Annotated in this window: 16 protein-coding genes; 9 read left to right on the top strand and 7 right to left on the bottom strand. The window is 68.6% G+C overall.

Annotation, left to right across the window (positions count from 1 at the left end; translation table 11 throughout):
- Window positions 1-20: 20 nt before the first annotated feature.
- Both ACZ46W_RS30755 and ACZ46W_RS30750 read right to left on the bottom strand, forming a co-directional pair.
- Window positions 21-1,091, bottom strand: coding sequence for a methyltransferase (locus ACZ46W_RS30755; RefSeq protein WP_468344494.1), 1,071 nt, complete (start codon window positions 1,089-1,091; stop codon window positions 21-23).
- A 51-nt stretch (window positions 1,092-1,142) separates the two neighbouring features.
- Window positions 1,143-1,871 (bottom strand): helix-turn-helix domain-containing protein, encoded by a 729-nt coding sequence (locus ACZ46W_RS30750; RefSeq protein WP_468344491.1) that lies wholly within the window; start codon window positions 1,869-1,871, stop codon window positions 1,143-1,145.
- Between the two features lie 250 nt (window positions 1,872-2,121).
- Here ACZ46W_RS30750 and ACZ46W_RS30745 point away from each other — a divergent pair, with 250 nt between their 5' ends.
- Window positions 2,122-2,328, top strand: a complete 207-nt coding sequence (locus ACZ46W_RS30745) for a hypothetical protein (RefSeq protein WP_468344488.1) — start codon at window positions 2,122-2,124, stop codon at window positions 2,326-2,328.
- Window positions 2,329-4,267: 1,939 nt separating this feature from the next.
- On the opposite strand, the gene ACZ46W_RS30740 is transcribed toward ACZ46W_RS30745, so the two are convergent.
- The 3 genes from ACZ46W_RS30740 to ACZ46W_RS30730 all read right to left on the bottom strand — a co-directional run bounded on the left by ACZ46W_RS30740 (window position 4,268) and on the right by ACZ46W_RS30730 (window position 6,835).
- Window positions 4,268-5,323: an SGNH/GDSL hydrolase family protein gene (locus tag ACZ46W_RS30740; protein WP_468344485.1), complete on the bottom strand. Its 1,056-nt coding sequence runs from the start codon at window positions 5,321-5,323 to the stop codon at window positions 4,268-4,270.
- 531 nt (window positions 5,324-5,854) lie between these two features.
- Window positions 5,855-6,085: a hypothetical protein gene (locus tag ACZ46W_RS30735; protein WP_468345246.1), complete on the bottom strand. Its 231-nt coding sequence runs from the start codon at window positions 6,083-6,085 to the stop codon at window positions 5,855-5,857.
- A gap of 411 nt (window positions 6,086-6,496) precedes the next feature.
- Complete coding sequence (locus ACZ46W_RS30730; protein ID WP_468344482.1) at window positions 6,497-6,835, bottom strand: hypothetical protein; 339 nt, start codon at window positions 6,833-6,835, stop codon at window positions 6,497-6,499.
- A gap of 314 nt (window positions 6,836-7,149) precedes the next feature.
- Between ACZ46W_RS30730 and ACZ46W_RS30725 the strand changes: the two genes are divergently transcribed.
- From ACZ46W_RS30725 to ACZ46W_RS30705, 5 genes are all read left to right on the top strand, one after another.
- Complete coding sequence (locus tag ACZ46W_RS30725) at window positions 7,150-7,785, top strand: hypothetical protein (protein WP_468344479.1); 636 nt, start codon at window positions 7,150-7,152, stop codon at window positions 7,783-7,785.
- A 217-nt stretch (window positions 7,786-8,002) separates the two neighbouring features.
- Complete coding sequence (locus ACZ46W_RS30720; protein WP_468344476.1) at window positions 8,003-8,140, top strand: hypothetical protein; 138 nt, start codon at window positions 8,003-8,005, stop codon at window positions 8,138-8,140.
- Window positions 8,141-8,240: 100 nt separating this feature from the next.
- Window positions 8,241-8,408, top strand: a complete 168-nt coding sequence (locus ACZ46W_RS30715; protein WP_468345243.1) for a DnaJ C-terminal domain-containing protein — start codon at window positions 8,241-8,243, stop codon at window positions 8,406-8,408.
- A gap of 156 nt (window positions 8,409-8,564) precedes the next feature.
- Window positions 8,565-8,786: a hypothetical protein gene (locus tag ACZ46W_RS30710; protein WP_468344472.1), complete on the top strand. Its 222-nt coding sequence runs from the start codon at window positions 8,565-8,567 to the stop codon at window positions 8,784-8,786.
- Window positions 8,783-9,514 (top strand): restriction endonuclease, encoded by a 732-nt coding sequence (locus tag ACZ46W_RS30705; RefSeq protein ID WP_468344470.1) that lies wholly within the window; start codon window positions 8,783-8,785, stop codon window positions 9,512-9,514. Before ACZ46W_RS30710 ends, ACZ46W_RS30705 begins: the two co-directional genes overlap by 4 nt.
- A 234-nt stretch (window positions 9,515-9,748) precedes the next feature.
- Here ACZ46W_RS30705 and ACZ46W_RS30700 read toward each other — a convergent pair whose 3' ends face one another.
- Window positions 9,749-10,837: a hypothetical protein gene (locus ACZ46W_RS30700; protein ID WP_468344467.1), complete on the bottom strand. Its 1,089-nt coding sequence runs from the start codon at window positions 10,835-10,837 to the stop codon at window positions 9,749-9,751.
- Between the two features lie 836 nt (window positions 10,838-11,673).
- Here ACZ46W_RS30700 and ACZ46W_RS30695 point away from each other — a divergent pair.
- The 3 genes from ACZ46W_RS30695 to ACZ46W_RS30685 all read left to right on the top strand — a co-directional run bounded on the left by ACZ46W_RS30695 (window position 11,674) and on the right by ACZ46W_RS30685 (window position 14,181).
- On the top strand, window positions 11,674-11,856 hold the full coding sequence (locus tag ACZ46W_RS30695) for a hypothetical protein (RefSeq protein ID WP_468344464.1): 183 nt from the start codon (window positions 11,674-11,676) through the stop codon (window positions 11,854-11,856).
- Between the two features lie 29 nt (window positions 11,857-11,885).
- On the top strand, window positions 11,886-13,790 hold the full coding sequence (locus tag ACZ46W_RS30690; RefSeq protein WP_468344461.1) for a type 1 periplasmic-binding domain-containing protein: 1,905 nt from the start codon (window positions 11,886-11,888) through the stop codon (window positions 13,788-13,790).
- Window positions 13,791-13,989: 199 nt separating this feature from the next.
- The gene (locus tag ACZ46W_RS30685) at window positions 13,990-14,181 is read left to right on the top strand and encodes a hypothetical protein (RefSeq protein ID WP_468344458.1); all 192 of its coding nucleotides are present in this window, start codon (window positions 13,990-13,992) and stop codon (window positions 14,179-14,181) included.
- Window positions 14,182-14,600: 419 nt separating this feature from the next.
- Here the strand turns inward: ACZ46W_RS30685 and ACZ46W_RS30680 are convergent, their stop codons facing one another.
- A complete protein-coding gene (locus tag ACZ46W_RS30680; RefSeq protein ID WP_468344455.1) occupies window positions 14,601-15,608 on the bottom strand; it encodes a hypothetical protein in 1,008 nt (335 codons plus the stop codon).
- Window positions 15,609-16,040: the final 432 nt, after the last annotated feature.

Here is a 16,040-nt window from a genome sequence, read left to right as displayed (position 1 = left end):
GGCCCCGTCCGTGTTCGTGGTCAGTCGGCCTGGGTCTCGATCAGGTAGAAGGGGGCCGCTTCCACCAGCGGGGTGACCGACACGACGGACAGTCCCGCGCGGTGGCACACTTCCTCGAAGTCCTTGCGGGTACGTTCCCGCCCACCCAGGTTCACCAGCATGTTGAGGTCGCTGAGGTAGGTGATCCCGCCGTCCGCGGCGTGTGCGGCGGCGCCCGTACCGACGACTTCGGGAAGTACCGGCTCCACGATCAGGATGCGGCCGCCGGGTGGCAGCACCTTGCGGCAGTTGCCGAGGATCGTGACCGCCTGATCGTCCGACCAGTCGTGCAGCACGCTCTTGATCAGGTACAGGTCCGAGCCGCCGGGCACGGAACGGAAGAAGTCGCCGGCGGCCAGGGAGCAGCGCCCCGCCACCCCGTGCCGGTCCAGCGTCTTCGGTGCCTGGGCCAGGCCGTCCCTGGTGTCGTGGAGGACACCGGTGAGCGCCGGATACGCGGCGAGTACGCCGGCCAGGACGCTTCCGTCACCGCCGCCGACGTCGGTGACCGAGGTGAAGCGGCCGAAGTCGTAAGCGTGCGGCAGCACGGCGGCCGTCTCCTCGGAGGCCTGGCTCATCGCGGCGTTGAAGTCGGTGGACAGCTCGGGGTGTCGGCCGAGATGGCTGAAGAAGTCGGTGCCGAAGACGGCGTCGAACGCGATCCCGCCGGTGCGCACGCTGGTGTCCAGGTCGCCCCAGGCCCGCACAATCGCCGGGTCGGTGAACATCCGGACGAACGAGGCGAGCGAGTCGGGACGGCCGGAAGCGAGGAGGGCGCCGGCCGGAGTCACTGAGAACGCGTCGGGTTCGTGCTCCTTCATCAGGCCCAGACCGGCGAGGGCGCGCAAGAGCCTGGTCATGGGCTGGTGCTCGGCTCCCGCGTCGGCGGCCACCTCGATGGCCGGCCGCCGGTCGTCGCCGAGTAGGTCGAAGACTCCCAGCCGCACCGCGGCGCGCAAGGTCTGCGAGGCCATGCTGCCGAAGGCGAGCTGGACGATCAGGCCTCGGTCGGCCATGGCCTCTTGGGTGACCGCTGTGTCCATGGTGCTCATATGACTTCCTTCCTCATCTGGATTGGTGGCTGTGATGTCCGGGGGTGCAGGTCAGATTCCGGCCAGGGCGCCGGGCGTGCATCCGGCGAAGGCGAGGACGTCGCGGTGGAGGTGGGACTGGTCGGAGTATCCGTGCGCCAGGGCGACATCCGCGGCGTTTGTGCCCTCGCGCAGGGCCCGGGCGGCCCGGTCGAAGCGGACGAGCATGGCGGCGCGCTTGGGGGTGAGGCCGATCTGGGCACTGAACCGGGACCACAGCCGCTTGCGGCTCCACCCGCAGGACGCGGCGAGGTCGTCGACCCTGACCCGGCCTCCCCGCGCCACGATCGTGTCCCACACACCGGCGACTTCAGGCGTCATCGCCGGGCCCCGGGCCGCCCGGCGGGCGAGGAACTCGCTGACCAGCGTGAAACGTTCCTGCCACGCTGTGGCGGCGACCACCCGTTCCCGGAGCAGCCGTTCCTGCCGCCCCCACAGGTCCTCCAGGCCGACGACTGCCCCCTCCAGTTCGTGCGGCGACACACCCAGCAGCCCATAAGCGGCGGCAGGCGTCAGGCACATCTCGATGCACTCGACGTCCCGGCCGCGGATCCGCGCGGACCCGGGCGACAACGACGCGACCAGGCTCGGGTTACGGTTCGGGCTTGTCGAGGGCCGATGCCCGGTGCCACCCTCGACCGTGAACGGGTCGTCCCCCAAGCCGATGACAAGGACCACGGCAGGCTGGGGGAGCACCCGCAGGTCCAGCGCCCGGCCGACGCGATCCCTGAACCCTGCCATCCGGACACCTTCAACGGGAGGCGTGCCGCCGGGCCGCGCCACTTCCCACCCACTGTCCGCTCCACGGTCGCCGCCGGCACTGCTGTCCCCGGCCCCGGCTCCGGCCTCGGCATCCACCTCGTCGCTGTGCATGCGCTAACCCTGACGGACCCCGGGCTGCCCTGTCTTGGAGAAAAATTCCGCTGGGCCGACGCACGGAGCGGCGAGCGGCCATGAAGCAGTGTCCGGCGCTCACGATCATGGAGATCAGATGGGAGGAGGAAACAAGCGGCTCAAGGAGCAAGAAGCATGGGATCCGGGCATGCTCCCCGCCGCGCACCAGCGCCTCAAGCAGGCCGCCACCGCACTGCCCGCATACACCGCTGCCCAGCCCTTTGTCGCCGCGTTGACCGAGCTGGTCCAGGCACAGGCCGACACCACCGGCTTCGTCACGCTGCCCTGCTGGGCGGAGATCTGACGCTTCAGCGGTGATTGGTTCGATGGCCGCTCTGTTCACGTCCATGGCCGGCCCTGGCGTTCTGATCTCGGAGTGGAAGAGATTTCCGCCGCGAAAGCGACGCTCCCCCTCACCCGGACCAAGCTTTTCGCTCCTGGCCCCTGCCCGCTGCGGCACAGCCTCCCAGCCGCCGCACCGCGGCATCGGCGCGGGTGGTTCGCCCGTCGGGCGGGATGGTGCGGTGGTGGAGGTGGCCGAGCGCGAGGAGGACCCAGATCTCTGCGAGGGAAGGCACGGTGAACCGCAACGGCCGCGGGCCGATGGAGTCCGACACCGCCTCCAGCCCGCCGTCGCCCCGCCGGGCAGCGAGAAGGAAGCGGGCGGCGCCGACAGCCAGGCCGGGGTCGTCCTACCCGCACGCGGCGATCAGGCCATAGGCGGTGAAGACGACATCACGGGGCTTTCCCGCCGGCTGGCCCCACCCGCCGTCCCGGTTGCGGCCCTCGCGCAGCAGCGTGTCGGTGCGCCCCCATCATCCGCCGTACCGGCTCGGACATCAGGCGAGGGTCGCAGCCGGCGGCGAGGCGGGCGCGGAAGAGGGTGTGCAGGCTGCTGCTGCTCCAGTCCGGCGGAAAGGCCCCGTTCCGGCGCTGCTCGCTGGCCAGGAAGCGCAGTGCCTTGTCACGACCGCCTGGTGTACGAGCCCATGGGTGGTGATGGCGTCGACGGCCGCGGCCGTCATGGACGCCTCCGACGGGGCGTCGGCCACGTACGTCGGGAAGCCGCCGTCCGGCCCCTGGACAGTAGGGAGGGAGTTGATGCCGCGGCGGACAGGTTCGCCGTAGCGGACGGCATCCAGAGTGTGGAGGAACTGCACCGCCACGGATGTGCAGTCGACGTCGGTCTGATGCGACAGGTCGGTGGAGGAGCACTGGCGGAGTGCAGAGCGACCCCACCGGTGGCGGTGCACCAGGTGCCGGTGTCGGTGATGTACGGGACCCCTTGTCGGGCCGCTGGTGGTGCAGCACCTTCGCGATGCCGGCGGCGACAACGTCTTCGGTGCCCGACAGCCCGGACAGGGCGTGCAGCGCCGACGAGTGGATGAGGACGTTGTCCTCCCACACATGCGGCGCCCACTGCGACTCCAGCAGCACCCGCACGTCCTCGTCGCTCACCCGCCCAGTGCGGCCGGAAGCTGCGGCCAGGACCGTCTTCACGCGCTCATCTGCACCTGCGCACATCTGTGCAGCCCCGCCTCAGCGCACGCCGCCTCATCCCACTCGGGCACGACACGCTCGTCGAGGATCGCCGCCAACATCCATACCAGCGCTCGCTTCCGGCCGGCCGTGAACGACGGAGCCGCGGCCACCCCCGCCGGCGGCCGCTCCGGCCGACCCCGCGCTGTCACCCCCCAGTCCGGCTTTCATCAGCACCCCCTCGACGCCCCGCGCACTGCGGGCCTGCCCTTCGAGATACCGCCGCACGGCAGCCGCCTGCACCGGGGCCGCGCCGGTCCGCTGCAGAAGACGCACCGCCAGCACCGACTCCAGCACCCGGCCGCGGCACGCATCCCGCAGCGCACCGTCCTCACCGATCCTCGCCACCAGCCGGTCCATCAGACCCTGCCGCAGGGCGTCGAGGCCCGGCGGGGAAGATCCCCGCATCCCACAGGCGCAGGCCAGACCGCTCCACAGCCACTCCACGGTCATTGCTCGAAGGGGGCAGAGCTGGCGCGGCCAGGCCCGCCCGTGGAGGAATGTGCCGCTGGCGCGTCAGCCGCCCTCGGCTCCGCCGCCGCCCGTCGCACCGGCACGCCTGTCGACACGGTGAACGGGAGGCGGGGGCTGCAGGGCGAAGCCCCAGGTCGATGACCCGGGGCTTCGTTCAGGAGTGGTGCAGGGAGGCCGTACATGCGCGCGGTGAGGGCGCAGGGCAGCTCCCGACAGGGGCTGTGGCCCCCTTACTGGTTGAGGACCTGCTCCACCTTGGCCGCTACGCGCTCGGCCTGGATGTCGCGGCCCTTCTCATTGGGGTGCGCGTACCACGGAAGCCACTGGCCGTCGCCGCCGATCTGGGAGTTCTCCAGCAGGCCGCCGATGCCCCGGTCGGCGCCGTCGCAGGCCGTGTTGTTGCCGGTGTCGTCGTAAAGGTTCACGAACTCGGCGTCGGGTACGCCGTCCTCATTGGCGTCGGCGGCGGCGACCTTCTTCATGACGTCGTTCAGCCGCTTCTGGACCTGGCCCAGGACCGGCAGGGCGTCCTTGGGGATGTCGGTGAACGGCAGTTCCGTCTGGCCGGGCGCCGGGGTCAGGCACTTGGTCGTGTCCTCGGGCACGAGCCTGGGGTAGCCGACCAGGACGCGCTTGGCGTCGGGGGAGAAGTAGCCTGTGCGGTCGAGCATCTCTTCCAGGTCCCATGCGACCTGCTCGAACCGGTCGTCCAGCCACTGCTTTCCGTCCCCGGACGTGAAGAACTCGGCACACTTGCCCGCCGGCTCGCCGGAGTCCACCGGTGTCCCGGGCAGCAGGTTGTGTGCCTCGCTGCGGAGCTTCGCGGAGCACTGCTTCAGGATGCTGGTGAAGCCCACCGTGTTGCCGCCCAGACTGCCCACGACCAACTGGGTGTCGGCCTTGAGGGCCTCCTGCTGCGGCGGGACCTTCATCTGGAGCGGCAGCTCCTGCTCGTTCCAGAAGTGGTGGACGAGTGCGCCTCCGCAGGAGACGTCCGACTGGACGTCGAGCGTGACGCCCTTGTCCGCGAGGCGTCGGGTGGCGACGGTGGGATAGTCCTCCTTCGCCTGGAAGCAGAGGAACTTCTCGCCCTCCTGGAAGGGTGCGATGCCGAAGTTGGCGGTGTACGAGTCACCGAAGAAGACGGTCGGTACGGGGTCGGCGGGCGCCGCGCCGGCGCTGCCCGCCGGGCCGGTGAGCGCCAGGCAGCTGTCCAACGCCACAGCCGCGGCGGCCAGCCGCCGTGCCACCGGAGATTTCGTCGTCTTACGCATGGCCTGGGACATGCCTGTGCCCTTTCGTCGATGCCCACGAGGGCGAGCAAAAAGAACGTTTTGTATTCAGCATGCGCGCAGCGTTATTCCCCCAGGTCGTGCGCGTCACACCTGGGCGTTCTTGGACATCCCCTGCTCTTGTGGCTATTTCGCCTGGTCGGCAGGACCGCAGGAGCGGCGGGGCCAGCCGGCCGCACGTGATGACGACCCGAAAGAGGAGGACCCGCCCGTCCGCCGCGCCACCTCCGGCAGCGTGACCGTGTACAGAAGCGGCGGAGGGTGTCCGGCGCGCAGCACGCCATGCCGCACTGAGGAGCGACCGACGGAGATGCGTACGGTGGCCGACACGGTAGCCCGCGCTTAATCGGCCAGAAGTATGTCTGCGGCGTGCCGCAGGTTAACTGTCCGTGGGTGGCGAACGTCGGCGAGCGGGTCTCATTCCTCCCCAGCCGGTCCTTGGCGAGCGTGTCGGCGGTGCGGTAACCGAAGCTGACGGAGCGAAACGGCGCCGGCCACCGCGCTGGTACGTCGCTCGGGCTCGGCTCAGGTGGTGCGGCGGTTGCCCTGGTCGTCGCAGGGCAGCTCGGCGGCTTTGTGGTTGGCGAGGAAGTCGCGGGTGGCCTGGCGTTCGGCCTCGGTGATCGCGGTCGGCTCGACGCTGATGATGCCGCTGAAAGGCCGGTCGACGTCCCGGATGATGCACAGGGTCGTGGCCAGCAGGGCGGTGATGACCACGAGGGACATCACCTGACCGCGGTTGTTGCGGCGGGGCAGGCAGATGCCCAGCCCGATGACGGTGACGGTCAGCGTCGCGAGCAGGAACCAGAAGATGGTGCTGGGGATGCGGTGGCCTGGGTCAGTCGTTCCTCACGTTCGTCGGAGCGTTTGTGGTCGGCTGCGATCAGCATGCCGAAGATGGGCTGGTCCCGCAGGGTGGCGAAGGTCCGGGGAAGTCCGTCGACCACACGCTGGGAGCCGGCGAGCCGTTGCCGTCGGCCATTGCCGGCCACTCCTGTGTGCGCACGGCGCGGGCGTAGCAGACAGCTTCGGCCTGAATGCGTCCCCGCTGGGCCGCAGGGGCGTACTCTGCGGTCTCGACGAACTGGTCCAGCGCTCGGGCCTCTCCACATGAAGCGACCGGCGTGACCAAGCCATTGACGGCCATGCCGGTGTCGTCGTCCTCGCTCAGCGGCCTGGGTCGTAGGAAGCGATTCGCGGCGAGGCCCGCGAGCAGGGCGGCAACGGTGACGACGTGCCGCAGATGAAGCGCCGCACTGCCAGCCGGATCACGACGCTCTGCCCACCGAGCGGCAGATTCTTCAGCCTGCCTGGTAGGAGCCGTGCACCCGGGCCGAGAAGCGGCCGCAGTTCGGACATGCCGCACCGGTCCCCGACCTCTCGCCTCGCCGTCACGTCGACCGTGCCGAAAGCGACGGACACCGCTACGACATCCACGTCGTCGATCCCGTCGAACACGAGAGAGTCCCAGAACGATGCGTCGCTTTGCCTGACCGGCACCGTCATCGGCCTCAGCCGAGCGTGACAGAGATTGCCCTAGAGCTGACGGAGCGTCACTCTCACCTGTCTGACGGGAGGCGTACGCGGTCTCACGCGAAGCCAGCCCCCTCACAATCGAACACCGATGTCCTATCTCGCTGAAGTCTGGTCGGGTCTCATCGATTCCTAATGCCGTTTGTCAAGCCGCGAGAGTGGTGGGAGGCGTGAGCTCGTCAGAGCGTCCGTCCCGCAGAAGAACGTCGGGAAGTTTGAGCGAGTACCCCCGGCACGTGAGTACGCGTACTCACGTGCCGGCGGCGGCTTGATCGGAGACTTGGTGCATGAGACGAACCTCGACCCTGACCAGCACAGTTGCCAGCTCCCACCGCCGCCCGTGGCTCACGCTCGCGGTCGCAGCTCTTGCCTCTCTGGCGCTCGCCGCCTGCGGCACTGTGAAGACAACCACCGACGGACCGCAAAGCAAGCCCGCTGACACTGCCGAGGTCCGGCCCAGCGTGGCCTTCACGGCGATGCTCGACAAGATCGCGCAGTCGTGTCCCCCCAGTGCCCCGCCAGAGGCGCCGCCGACCGGTCCGGCGCTGCCAGTGCCGCCCGGTGTGGTGGAGGTATCGCCAGACGTGGAGCCCATCGCCCCGACGGCGGGTCCCGAGGTGGAGTTGAACGCTCGCGACTGGTGCGCGAGCGCCCTCCATGAAGAGCGCATTGCCCAGGCGCTCTGGGATCTGGTGGATCCGACCCCAACCAAGGTCCGGACGATTCTGCACAACCTCGGCTACGTCGACGAGCGCATACACGACCTCAAGCAGTCAGGTGCGACCACGCGGTTCTTCCTCGACCTGCGTGACAAGGGCGGACGGCTCTGCTTGGAAGGCACGGCGGCCGGCGAGAACACCGTCGTCGACAAATGCGTAGCCCCCGCAACCGGCCCCTTCACGCCCGGAGAGCGGAAGCAGTAAACACCAGCTTGGCGTGATCGGAACCCGGCCGAGGCTACCCTCTTCGACCGCTCCCCAAGATCTGTGCCAGAACCGAGTTCCGACGGCAGATGTGCACGGTTTCGGGAGGTGCCCCGCCCGGGCCCCGGTCGATCGCGGCGGAGATGCCCGGCTGGTTATTGGTCTGCTTGGTCACGCGAGCGCCTCCAGGATCGGCGGGAAGATGGTCTGCTCAGGGATGAACCTCGAGAGGGACGTGATGGGCGCCCAGGCGACGTCCGCGCTTTCCAACGGATTTCCGGTTCTCCGCCTCGCCCATCAGGTACTCGGCCAACTGGTAGTCGGCGACTACCCCGGTTACCGGGTGGACGCGTGAAGGTGCTGCCTGACCGTGCAGCGGATGCCGGTCTCGGCGCGGGTCTCCTCGACCGCGACCACGGCGGGCGTCTTGCCGCGTTCACCATGCCGGCCGGCAACTGCCACGAGAGGGCAGGGCCGTCCGTGAACAGCGCACCTACAAGGTCCGCATCCCCGCGGGCATCATGGACGGCCAGGAGATCCAGATCCGTAAACTCGGCGGCCCCGGCAAGCATGGTGGCGCGCCAGGCGACATGTACGTCACCGTGCGCATCGCCGACTGGTAGTACGACCGCGCTGTATTCAGCCAGGTCCGATGGCTTTGTGCCATTCATCAGCAACCGGCCTCCAACGTCACCGGCCCCCGGCTACACAAGAAGGCCGAGGTGGCGCGTTGCCGTCCGCGCATGGTGAGGGCCGGTCGTGGGGGGGGGGCTGGACGGTTGCTGACCATCAACGTGGCGGTGCTGCTCAGCGTCATCGTCGTCCTGCGGCTGCGGCTGCGGCTGCGGCGGCGTACGCAGGCCCGCAGCCGCTCCGACGAGAGGATGACCGTCGTTATCGTCCTGGCGCTCGGTGTCCTGCTCGCGCCCACCCCGGTCGGCCAGGGAACCCAGGACATCCTGGGGCATCTCGCGAGCGGCGTCACGCAGGCCAGCCGATGAGCCCCCGCCCGCGCAAGGGACGGTTGGCAACGGCCCGGCGCCCGCCGGCACGGCGGCGTCCGAGGGGGCCGAACAAGCGGCGGCAGCGCGCGGAGGACCGGCTGATCGGTCTCCTCGCGGCAGCAGCCTTGGCCGTCGGCCTGGTGGTGGCCGTCGTCAACTGGCTGCTCGCCCACTGGTGGATCCTCCTCATCGTCGGCGTGCTCGCGGTGCTGGCTGGCGGCGGCTGGCTCTGCCAGAAGCAGCAGAAGGCTCGGTGGGAAGCGGTACATACCCAGGGCCTGCGGTACGGGCTGTCCCAACTCGACGCCCTGCACCATGCCCGGTTCGAGGACGCGGTGCGGGACCTGATGCGCCGTGACGGCTGCCGGGACGCGGTCCGCGTCGGTGGCCGCGGGGACATGGGGGCAGATGTGAAGGCCACCGACCCCTACGGACGGCGCTGGGTGATCCAGTGCAAGCACCGCCGCAACGGCCTCGCCGGCTCCGCGGTCGGCACCCCGGAGCTCCAGGTCCTCAACGGCACCGCCCGCCAGGTCCACGGCGCGGACGTCGCGGTGATCGTGACAAACGGGCGGGTCACCGCACCCGCGGTGGCCTTCGCCCAGCAGCAGCGGCTGCACGTGGTCGACCGTCACACCCTCGCTGCGTGGGCGTCCGGCTCTCGACCGTTGTGGGAACTGCTTCGGGCCGTCCCGCCGCCGCGTCGACCGACCGCCCTGTCCTGAGAGCCCCGGACCGGGCCGCCACGACACGGAGGCAGACTCAAGGCGTGTCCGGCCGTCCGGACACGGTGGCCTGTCGGCCGAGCACGCCTCCGGCGGGGGAGGCGCGGGCCTCGGGCTGGTCGATGATGCCGTGCCGGAGGATCCGGCCGGGCATGTCTGGCCTTCGATGGGAAGGCGCTCAAGCCTCGCGCAGTATGTGTCTTACGACCCCGAGCGGACGGCGCCGGTGCACCGCTACATGATGCCGCTGCGTGATTGTCCGTTCAGACTGCGCAGCGGTTCCTTGCCCTCTTCCCGTTCCCACCGCAGCGTTCCATGCACGAACTTGACGGCATAGATTGCGGTGAAGGTGGCTGCGAGACCCAAAAGGATCAGGAGGAAAACCTTGATCCCGGTGTGTGTCGATGAGGAGAAGATCAGCGCTCCTGTCATCGAGAGCTGGCCGATCACTCCGGCTACGGTGGCGCAGGCAGCGAGGAGGAGGCCCCAGCCCCGGCCCGTCACCTTCATCTCGTATCCCGGCTCCCCGTTCTGGACGTTGGCGGGTGCCCGCATCCACTTCCAGGTGCATGAAGCGGAGTAGATGACCGGCGCGACAAGCAGGAACCCGGTGAAGAGAAGGTTCAAACCGAGCAGAGGTCCGAGGGAGACGCCTGGCAGCCAGTCTTCCACGAAACCTGTGGCAGTGAGGACGCTACCGAGGATGGCTCCGAGTGTGGCGACGTTGGTGAGCCAGTTGTCCTCGACAGACCACGCCTTGCCGATGGGCACCTCATCGGTCAGGGCGCTCTTGGCGCCCAAGAAGAGGATGGTCAGGCCGACGAGGACTGTGCTTACGAAGGTTGCCAACCCGGCCTGCCAGTAGCCCGGTTCGAGTTCCTCGAGGCGGGGGACCAGAAGGCGGACTTTGGCCGGGGCCCCTGTGCCGCTGGACAGGAGGAGGGTTCCTTCCCTGTTGCTGCACTTTTCGTCTAGTTCGAGATCAATCACGACGAGTTCGGTCTTGCCGCGGCCGACGCTGGGGGGCGTTCCGTCAATCGTCTCGGTGACGTCTTCAGCCCGCGTGCACGTCTCATCAGTTTCGTGGTTGATCGCATCGAGAAACGTCTCGGCAGCCAGGACCGCGTCGGTTGTCCCGCTGTTGGACACCGCGACCCTTACCCGGGCGCGCAGAAGCTGGCCGTTCTCAGGTCGTGTCTTCAGTTTGATGGTTTCTTCAGCGCCGATGACCGTGAGCTTCGGCTCCTCCTCGGCAGCCGCAGCCGACCAGGGCAGCGCGAGTCCAAGGACTAGCGCGGCTGCGACACCGATGACTCTGAACATATAGGGGCAATTGTTCACCAAAGGAGTAAAACATGTGTGATACGAGGTTTGCGGGGTGAAGGCCCAGGGGCGTGTCCACGGTGCGCACGGCAGGCGGGAGCACATCCCCATAGACGTGGCACTGGCGAAGCGGCAACCTGAGGGCCTGTCCACCGGCGCGAACGCTCGCCGTCCTTCTCTAGTTGGCCTGCCCGGGGGTATGTGCGCTCGGTACGATCGTGGAGCCCGCGGGACGTGTTCCGAAGGTGTCGACAGGCCGTGGGTAGCGTGAGGGAGGGCCCCTGCCGGTAACAGGGGCCCTCTCGTTGTCCGTGAGCTGTCCGCATCGCGCCCAGGAGGACTTGACGAGGGTTGTCACGGCAGCGGCCTGTCTTGCGAGCGGCCGCTGGTACCCAGTCTCGTCACTGCCCGAGGGCAATAGCAAGATCGAAGAGGCTTTCCGCCGCCTTCCGAAGGAAATACGCGCAGGTCACGGTCACTTCCCCATCCAGTGTCAGAGAGCGTTCCGAACGCCTGGTGCACCCTCAACGGCTCGGACGAACCGGCTGGGGAGCAGCCTGGCCTGGGGCGGAGGAGGGTGGAACGCCTGCCGCACGGCGCGGTTCTCGCGGGGTGCCGTTCCGACAAGGTGCAGGGCTTGCCACCGGACCGTTGGCGACAGCACGCTTACTTCCCATCACACCCCGTGTCGGTGACCGGTAATCGCCCGCGGGGTCCGCCCGGCGTATCCACGCCAGCGCCCAGGAGGTCAGATCATGCGCGTTCCCCGATCCTCACGCTCACGAAGTCCTCGCAGCAGCGTCCTGCCCGCGTCCCCGTCCTGCGGGACGGGGACGGTGACCGCCGGCCTTCGCGTGACGGTGTTCGTCGTCATCGTGCTGGTGGTCGTCGTGCTCCTGAAGTCGGGACAGTCCGTCCTCGACGCGCTCGGCGTCATCACGGTGGCCGCCGGCGCTGCTGTGCCGATCATCGCGTGGCTGGAGCAGTCCTCCGTCTCTGTCACGGGGAGGCGCGCGTGAGGACTTTCTGGAAGAAGACGGCAGGCCCCGTGGACCAGCCCGGTCAGCTGCGGCAGGCGATGGCGCCCAAGGCGCCCAAGCCGCTGACGATCAGCAACGCCAAGGAGTTCCGTGACGCCCTGGCGAGTCTGAGGACCTACAAGCGGCTGTCCCTTGAACGGCTCAACGAGAACGCCACCGCGGCAGGCGAGCCGCTGCCGCCCTCCACAGTCGCCTCCACCCTCCGCCGGGATCAGCTTCCCAGCCTCAAGTTCGTCACTCAGTATCTGCAGGCCTGCGGATTGAGTGAGGACGAACAAGCTCCATGGGGTGAGGCCTGGCACGCTGTGAACGAAGGCCTCGCGCCCGTCAAACGCTCACGGAAGTGGCCGCGGGCACTCTCCGCCTCACGCCTTGTTCAGCCCCGGCGACTACAGTTGTCGCTCGTGCTTGCCGCGGCGGCGGTCGTCGCCGCGGCCGCCGGCGTCGTGTGGTGGCAGCACGAACAGAACCAGGAAGCCGCTGCCCGCGCCGCCCTGCAGCGACAGCGGGATGATCAGAAGGCTGCCGCAGAGCGCAAGCGTCACTGCGGCACCACCAACCCGGCACTGCTGCGCACGGCGGCCGGTGAGTGCGTCGGTATCACCGACGGCCGCGACGGCCACAGCCTCTTCGGCAAAGGTATGCAGCCGGCCCTCGCCGCGATCGACGCGGAGAACCGGGCAGCGACCAAGAACGCCGGCTACGTCACCGTCGCCCTGCTGGGCCCGCTCACCGAAGGCCCCACCAGCCTGTCCGGCGGCCGGGCTGTCCACCAGGTCGAAGGCGCCTTCATCGCCCAGCACCGGGCCAACCAGGGCAACGCCTACCCCAAGATCCGGCTGGTGCTGGCCAATACCGGCAGCGAGCAGAAGGACTGGCGTACCGTCACCGACCGGCTCAAGTCGATGACCAGCACTCAGGACCGGCTCGTCGCCGTCACCGGAATGGGCCTCAGCCGCCAGGAGACCGTCGATGCCGCCCGGGCACTGTCCAAGGCCTCCATCCCGATGATCGGCGATCTGATCACCGCGGCCGGCCTGGACACCACCGGCACGATCAACAACGGCCCCAAGATTCCCGGCCTCGTACGTGTTGCACCCACGGTCAACACCCAGCTCGCCACGATCAGCCGGCACATCCAAAACCGCCCCGACCTCAAGACCGCCGCACTCGTCAGCGCCCCCTTCACCCCCAACAACACCCCCGACCTCTACACCCAGTCCCTGGAGAAGGCGTTCTACAACCAGGCGACCGGCCTGCTCCCCTACCTCGACAAGGGGAAGAGGATCTACTTCAACTTCGACGTGAGGAACGGCGCCGACCGCACCAGCCTGAACACGATCAGCAAGAACCTCTGCGGCAATGTGGTACCCGACCTGGTGTTCTACGCCGGCCGCGCCACCTACCTGCCCACCTTCCTCGAAAACCTGCACCAGAGGCACTGCCGCACAACCCCGATCACCGTGGTCACCGGCTCGGACGCGGCAACCCTGGACCGCAAGATCCCGGCCCTGAATGACCCCGACGCCCCCATCTCCGTCCTCTACGTCCCCCTCGCCGACCCAGCCCAGCTCAACAGCGAGAGCAACCCCGACCGCGCCCTGTACAAGGCATTCGCCGGTGAATTCGGCCGGCCCCATCACGGACAGAAGTTCGACCCGGGTCACCTGGCGAGCGGCTGGGCGGTCATGGCCCACGATGCCTTCCTCACCGCGAGCCTGGCCATCGGCAAGGCCGTCGACCCGCCTCAGACCCCGCCCCACATCAACGCGGTAGGAGCCCAGCTCTACCTCTTCGATACCACCAACGTCATCGAAGGCGCGAGCGGCATCTTCCGCATCGACACACGCACCGGAAACCGCCTCAGCACCCACGACCCCCAGGTCGTACAACTGGGCACCACAGGCGAATAGATCGTCCAGCAGCACCAGGACACGAGGTGGGGGCAGCAATCGCCGCCCCCACCACACTTCGCCTCCAGCCTCAGGGCCCAGCACACGGGTGCTGGGGCTGTGCGGTGCTTCATCGGATGGTGCAGGTGATCGCGCCCTGCGCCCGTCAGCACGAGGCCCCGGGGCCGGGAGCCCGGGGTCTGGCAATACACATCCGGCTGTGAGTGAACTCGGCAATGCCATGGCGGATCGCCGCCGCGTCGACTTCGACGTCGGCCCGAGTGGTGCGGCGGACCTCCTCGACGACGGCCTGAGACCAGTCGCGCAGAATCCCCCCAGATCGGGCGGTGGACCGCTGGATGAAGGCGGCTCTTACGGCGAGCGGGATGCCGTGAAGTACTGGGCTCCCTGAGGGAGGTGCGGCTGGCGTCCAGCCTGCCCCCGGGCCGCTCCGCGGCGCGGGGGCGTCCTGGTCCAGCGACGTAAACCCCACGCCCTGCGGGGCTTCGGCACAATCGATGGCAAGTACGAAGCCTTGGGCGGCACCGCGAAGGTCAGTTTCTGTGGACTTCCCTTTCCCTGCTCTGCTCCCCACCTACTTGAGCGCTCAACCAGGGGCGGCCTCGCTTCACCGGTATCAGCAACGTCCCAGCCCCGGCCCATTCCCTGTCCCCGGGTGCAAACTGCGCGGGGTCCTCACCTTTCAGAGGTACGGCCGATTCCGGTTCCCGAACCTTTCGAGTTGATCAGATTACGGTTTACTTAGCGGAGTTCAGCCGATCACTGACTCATGCAGACGACGCAGACGAAACGGAAGCAGGTAGACGACTGCTACCCGAAGACCCGGTCCTCGCGCCGGGGCCAGGCGAGGGTGATCCCGGCGCGCTTGCAGATCCGCTTCCACCGCTTGGCCTCTGCCGGGGCGTGCTCGACCCACAGGACGCGGCGTAGGCCGGTGTGGTGACGGAAGTGGTCAGCGTAGTCGAGGAGCTGCGCGAGCCCGGACCGCAGCTGTGCCTCCTCGCCGCCGGGAGGAAGCGACTTGACCTCGACGAGAATCAGATGCTTCCCGGCCGGGTCGGTCAGGACCAGGTCGTAGTCCGGCGCGTCGTTGCCTCGCGTGCGGGGCAGGAGGCCGTGGTCGGCGGCCTGACGGGCGAGTGCATTCTGAAGCTGGGCGTGGGTGCGCAGCGCGCGGGTAACGGCTGCGCTGTCGGGGGTGGAGGGGACGGCTGGGGCGGGGGTGATCGTTTCGTCCGCCTCCTGGTACGGGACGCCCACCAGGCCGACCGCCTCGGGCACTTCCTCCTCCAGGCTCTCCAGCTCCTCGTGATCCTGGCCAGTGAACAGCCCGAGGCCACCGTGCTGGGCGATGGCGAGCAGCACGGCGTCGCGGTGCTTGTGGACAGGGACGAACGTGCCGACCGTCTGGGTCGCGTACCTCAGCAGCAGCCGTCGCGGTATGGACAGTTTCCAGTCGACCCTTCGCCGACGGGGGAAGGCGTCGCCGAAGAACGTGTACTCCAGCTCGCCGGTGATGATGCCCAGGTGCGCGGTGTCGTCGTCCGGGGTGACGATCCAGTCGCCGATCCGTTCGTCCGACAGGAAGTCCCGCAGGTGCGTCGCCCGCGTGCCGCACGATGCCGCCTCGTCCGGGTACGCCTTCTTCAGGACCGCAAGCACCTCGGCGTGAGCGGTGTTCGCCTCAATCTCGGGCGCCTCCCAGTACGAGGTGGCACAGTAGTTGCCGGCGCGCCACGCTGGGGCCTGGCTGGGGTGGTCGTCGCTGCCGGGCATGAGCAGCCACACCTTGATGTCGTCGGGTATGCGGTCCAGCACGGGGTGCTCCTTCGGTGGTGTGCTCGCGCCCGCCGTGGCGCTGGCGGTGGATGTGGGTCGGCTCCGGTACCCGCCAGCCACTGACCCGGCCGTCGTCCCAGGCCTGCTTGCGCCCTCTGGAGCGGGGCCATCCCAGGGCGGAGCAAGATCAGGCCTGGGGAGCGGCCTGAGCGCGGGTGGGGAATTCTAGGCTGTGGCGGATATTTCGTGATGCCTGCTGTCACGCGATGCTGATCAGCGGGGCGGCAAGGATGCCAGAGCAAGATCCCACTGTTCAGCGGCGTGAAGCAGCGCATCCGTATCCGCCCGTACCTCCACGGCGTACTGGTAAATGCCCGTGCTCTCAACTGCCTGCTCCGAGATGCGGCCCATGCCATATGCGGGGATCCTGGCCAGGACGCCGAAGCGAGACCGTCGACGACCATCGATCAA

Source organism: Streptomyces sp. NPDC031064, from assembly GCF_055570965.1.
This window is presented reverse-complemented; position numbering and strand designations above follow the sequence as displayed.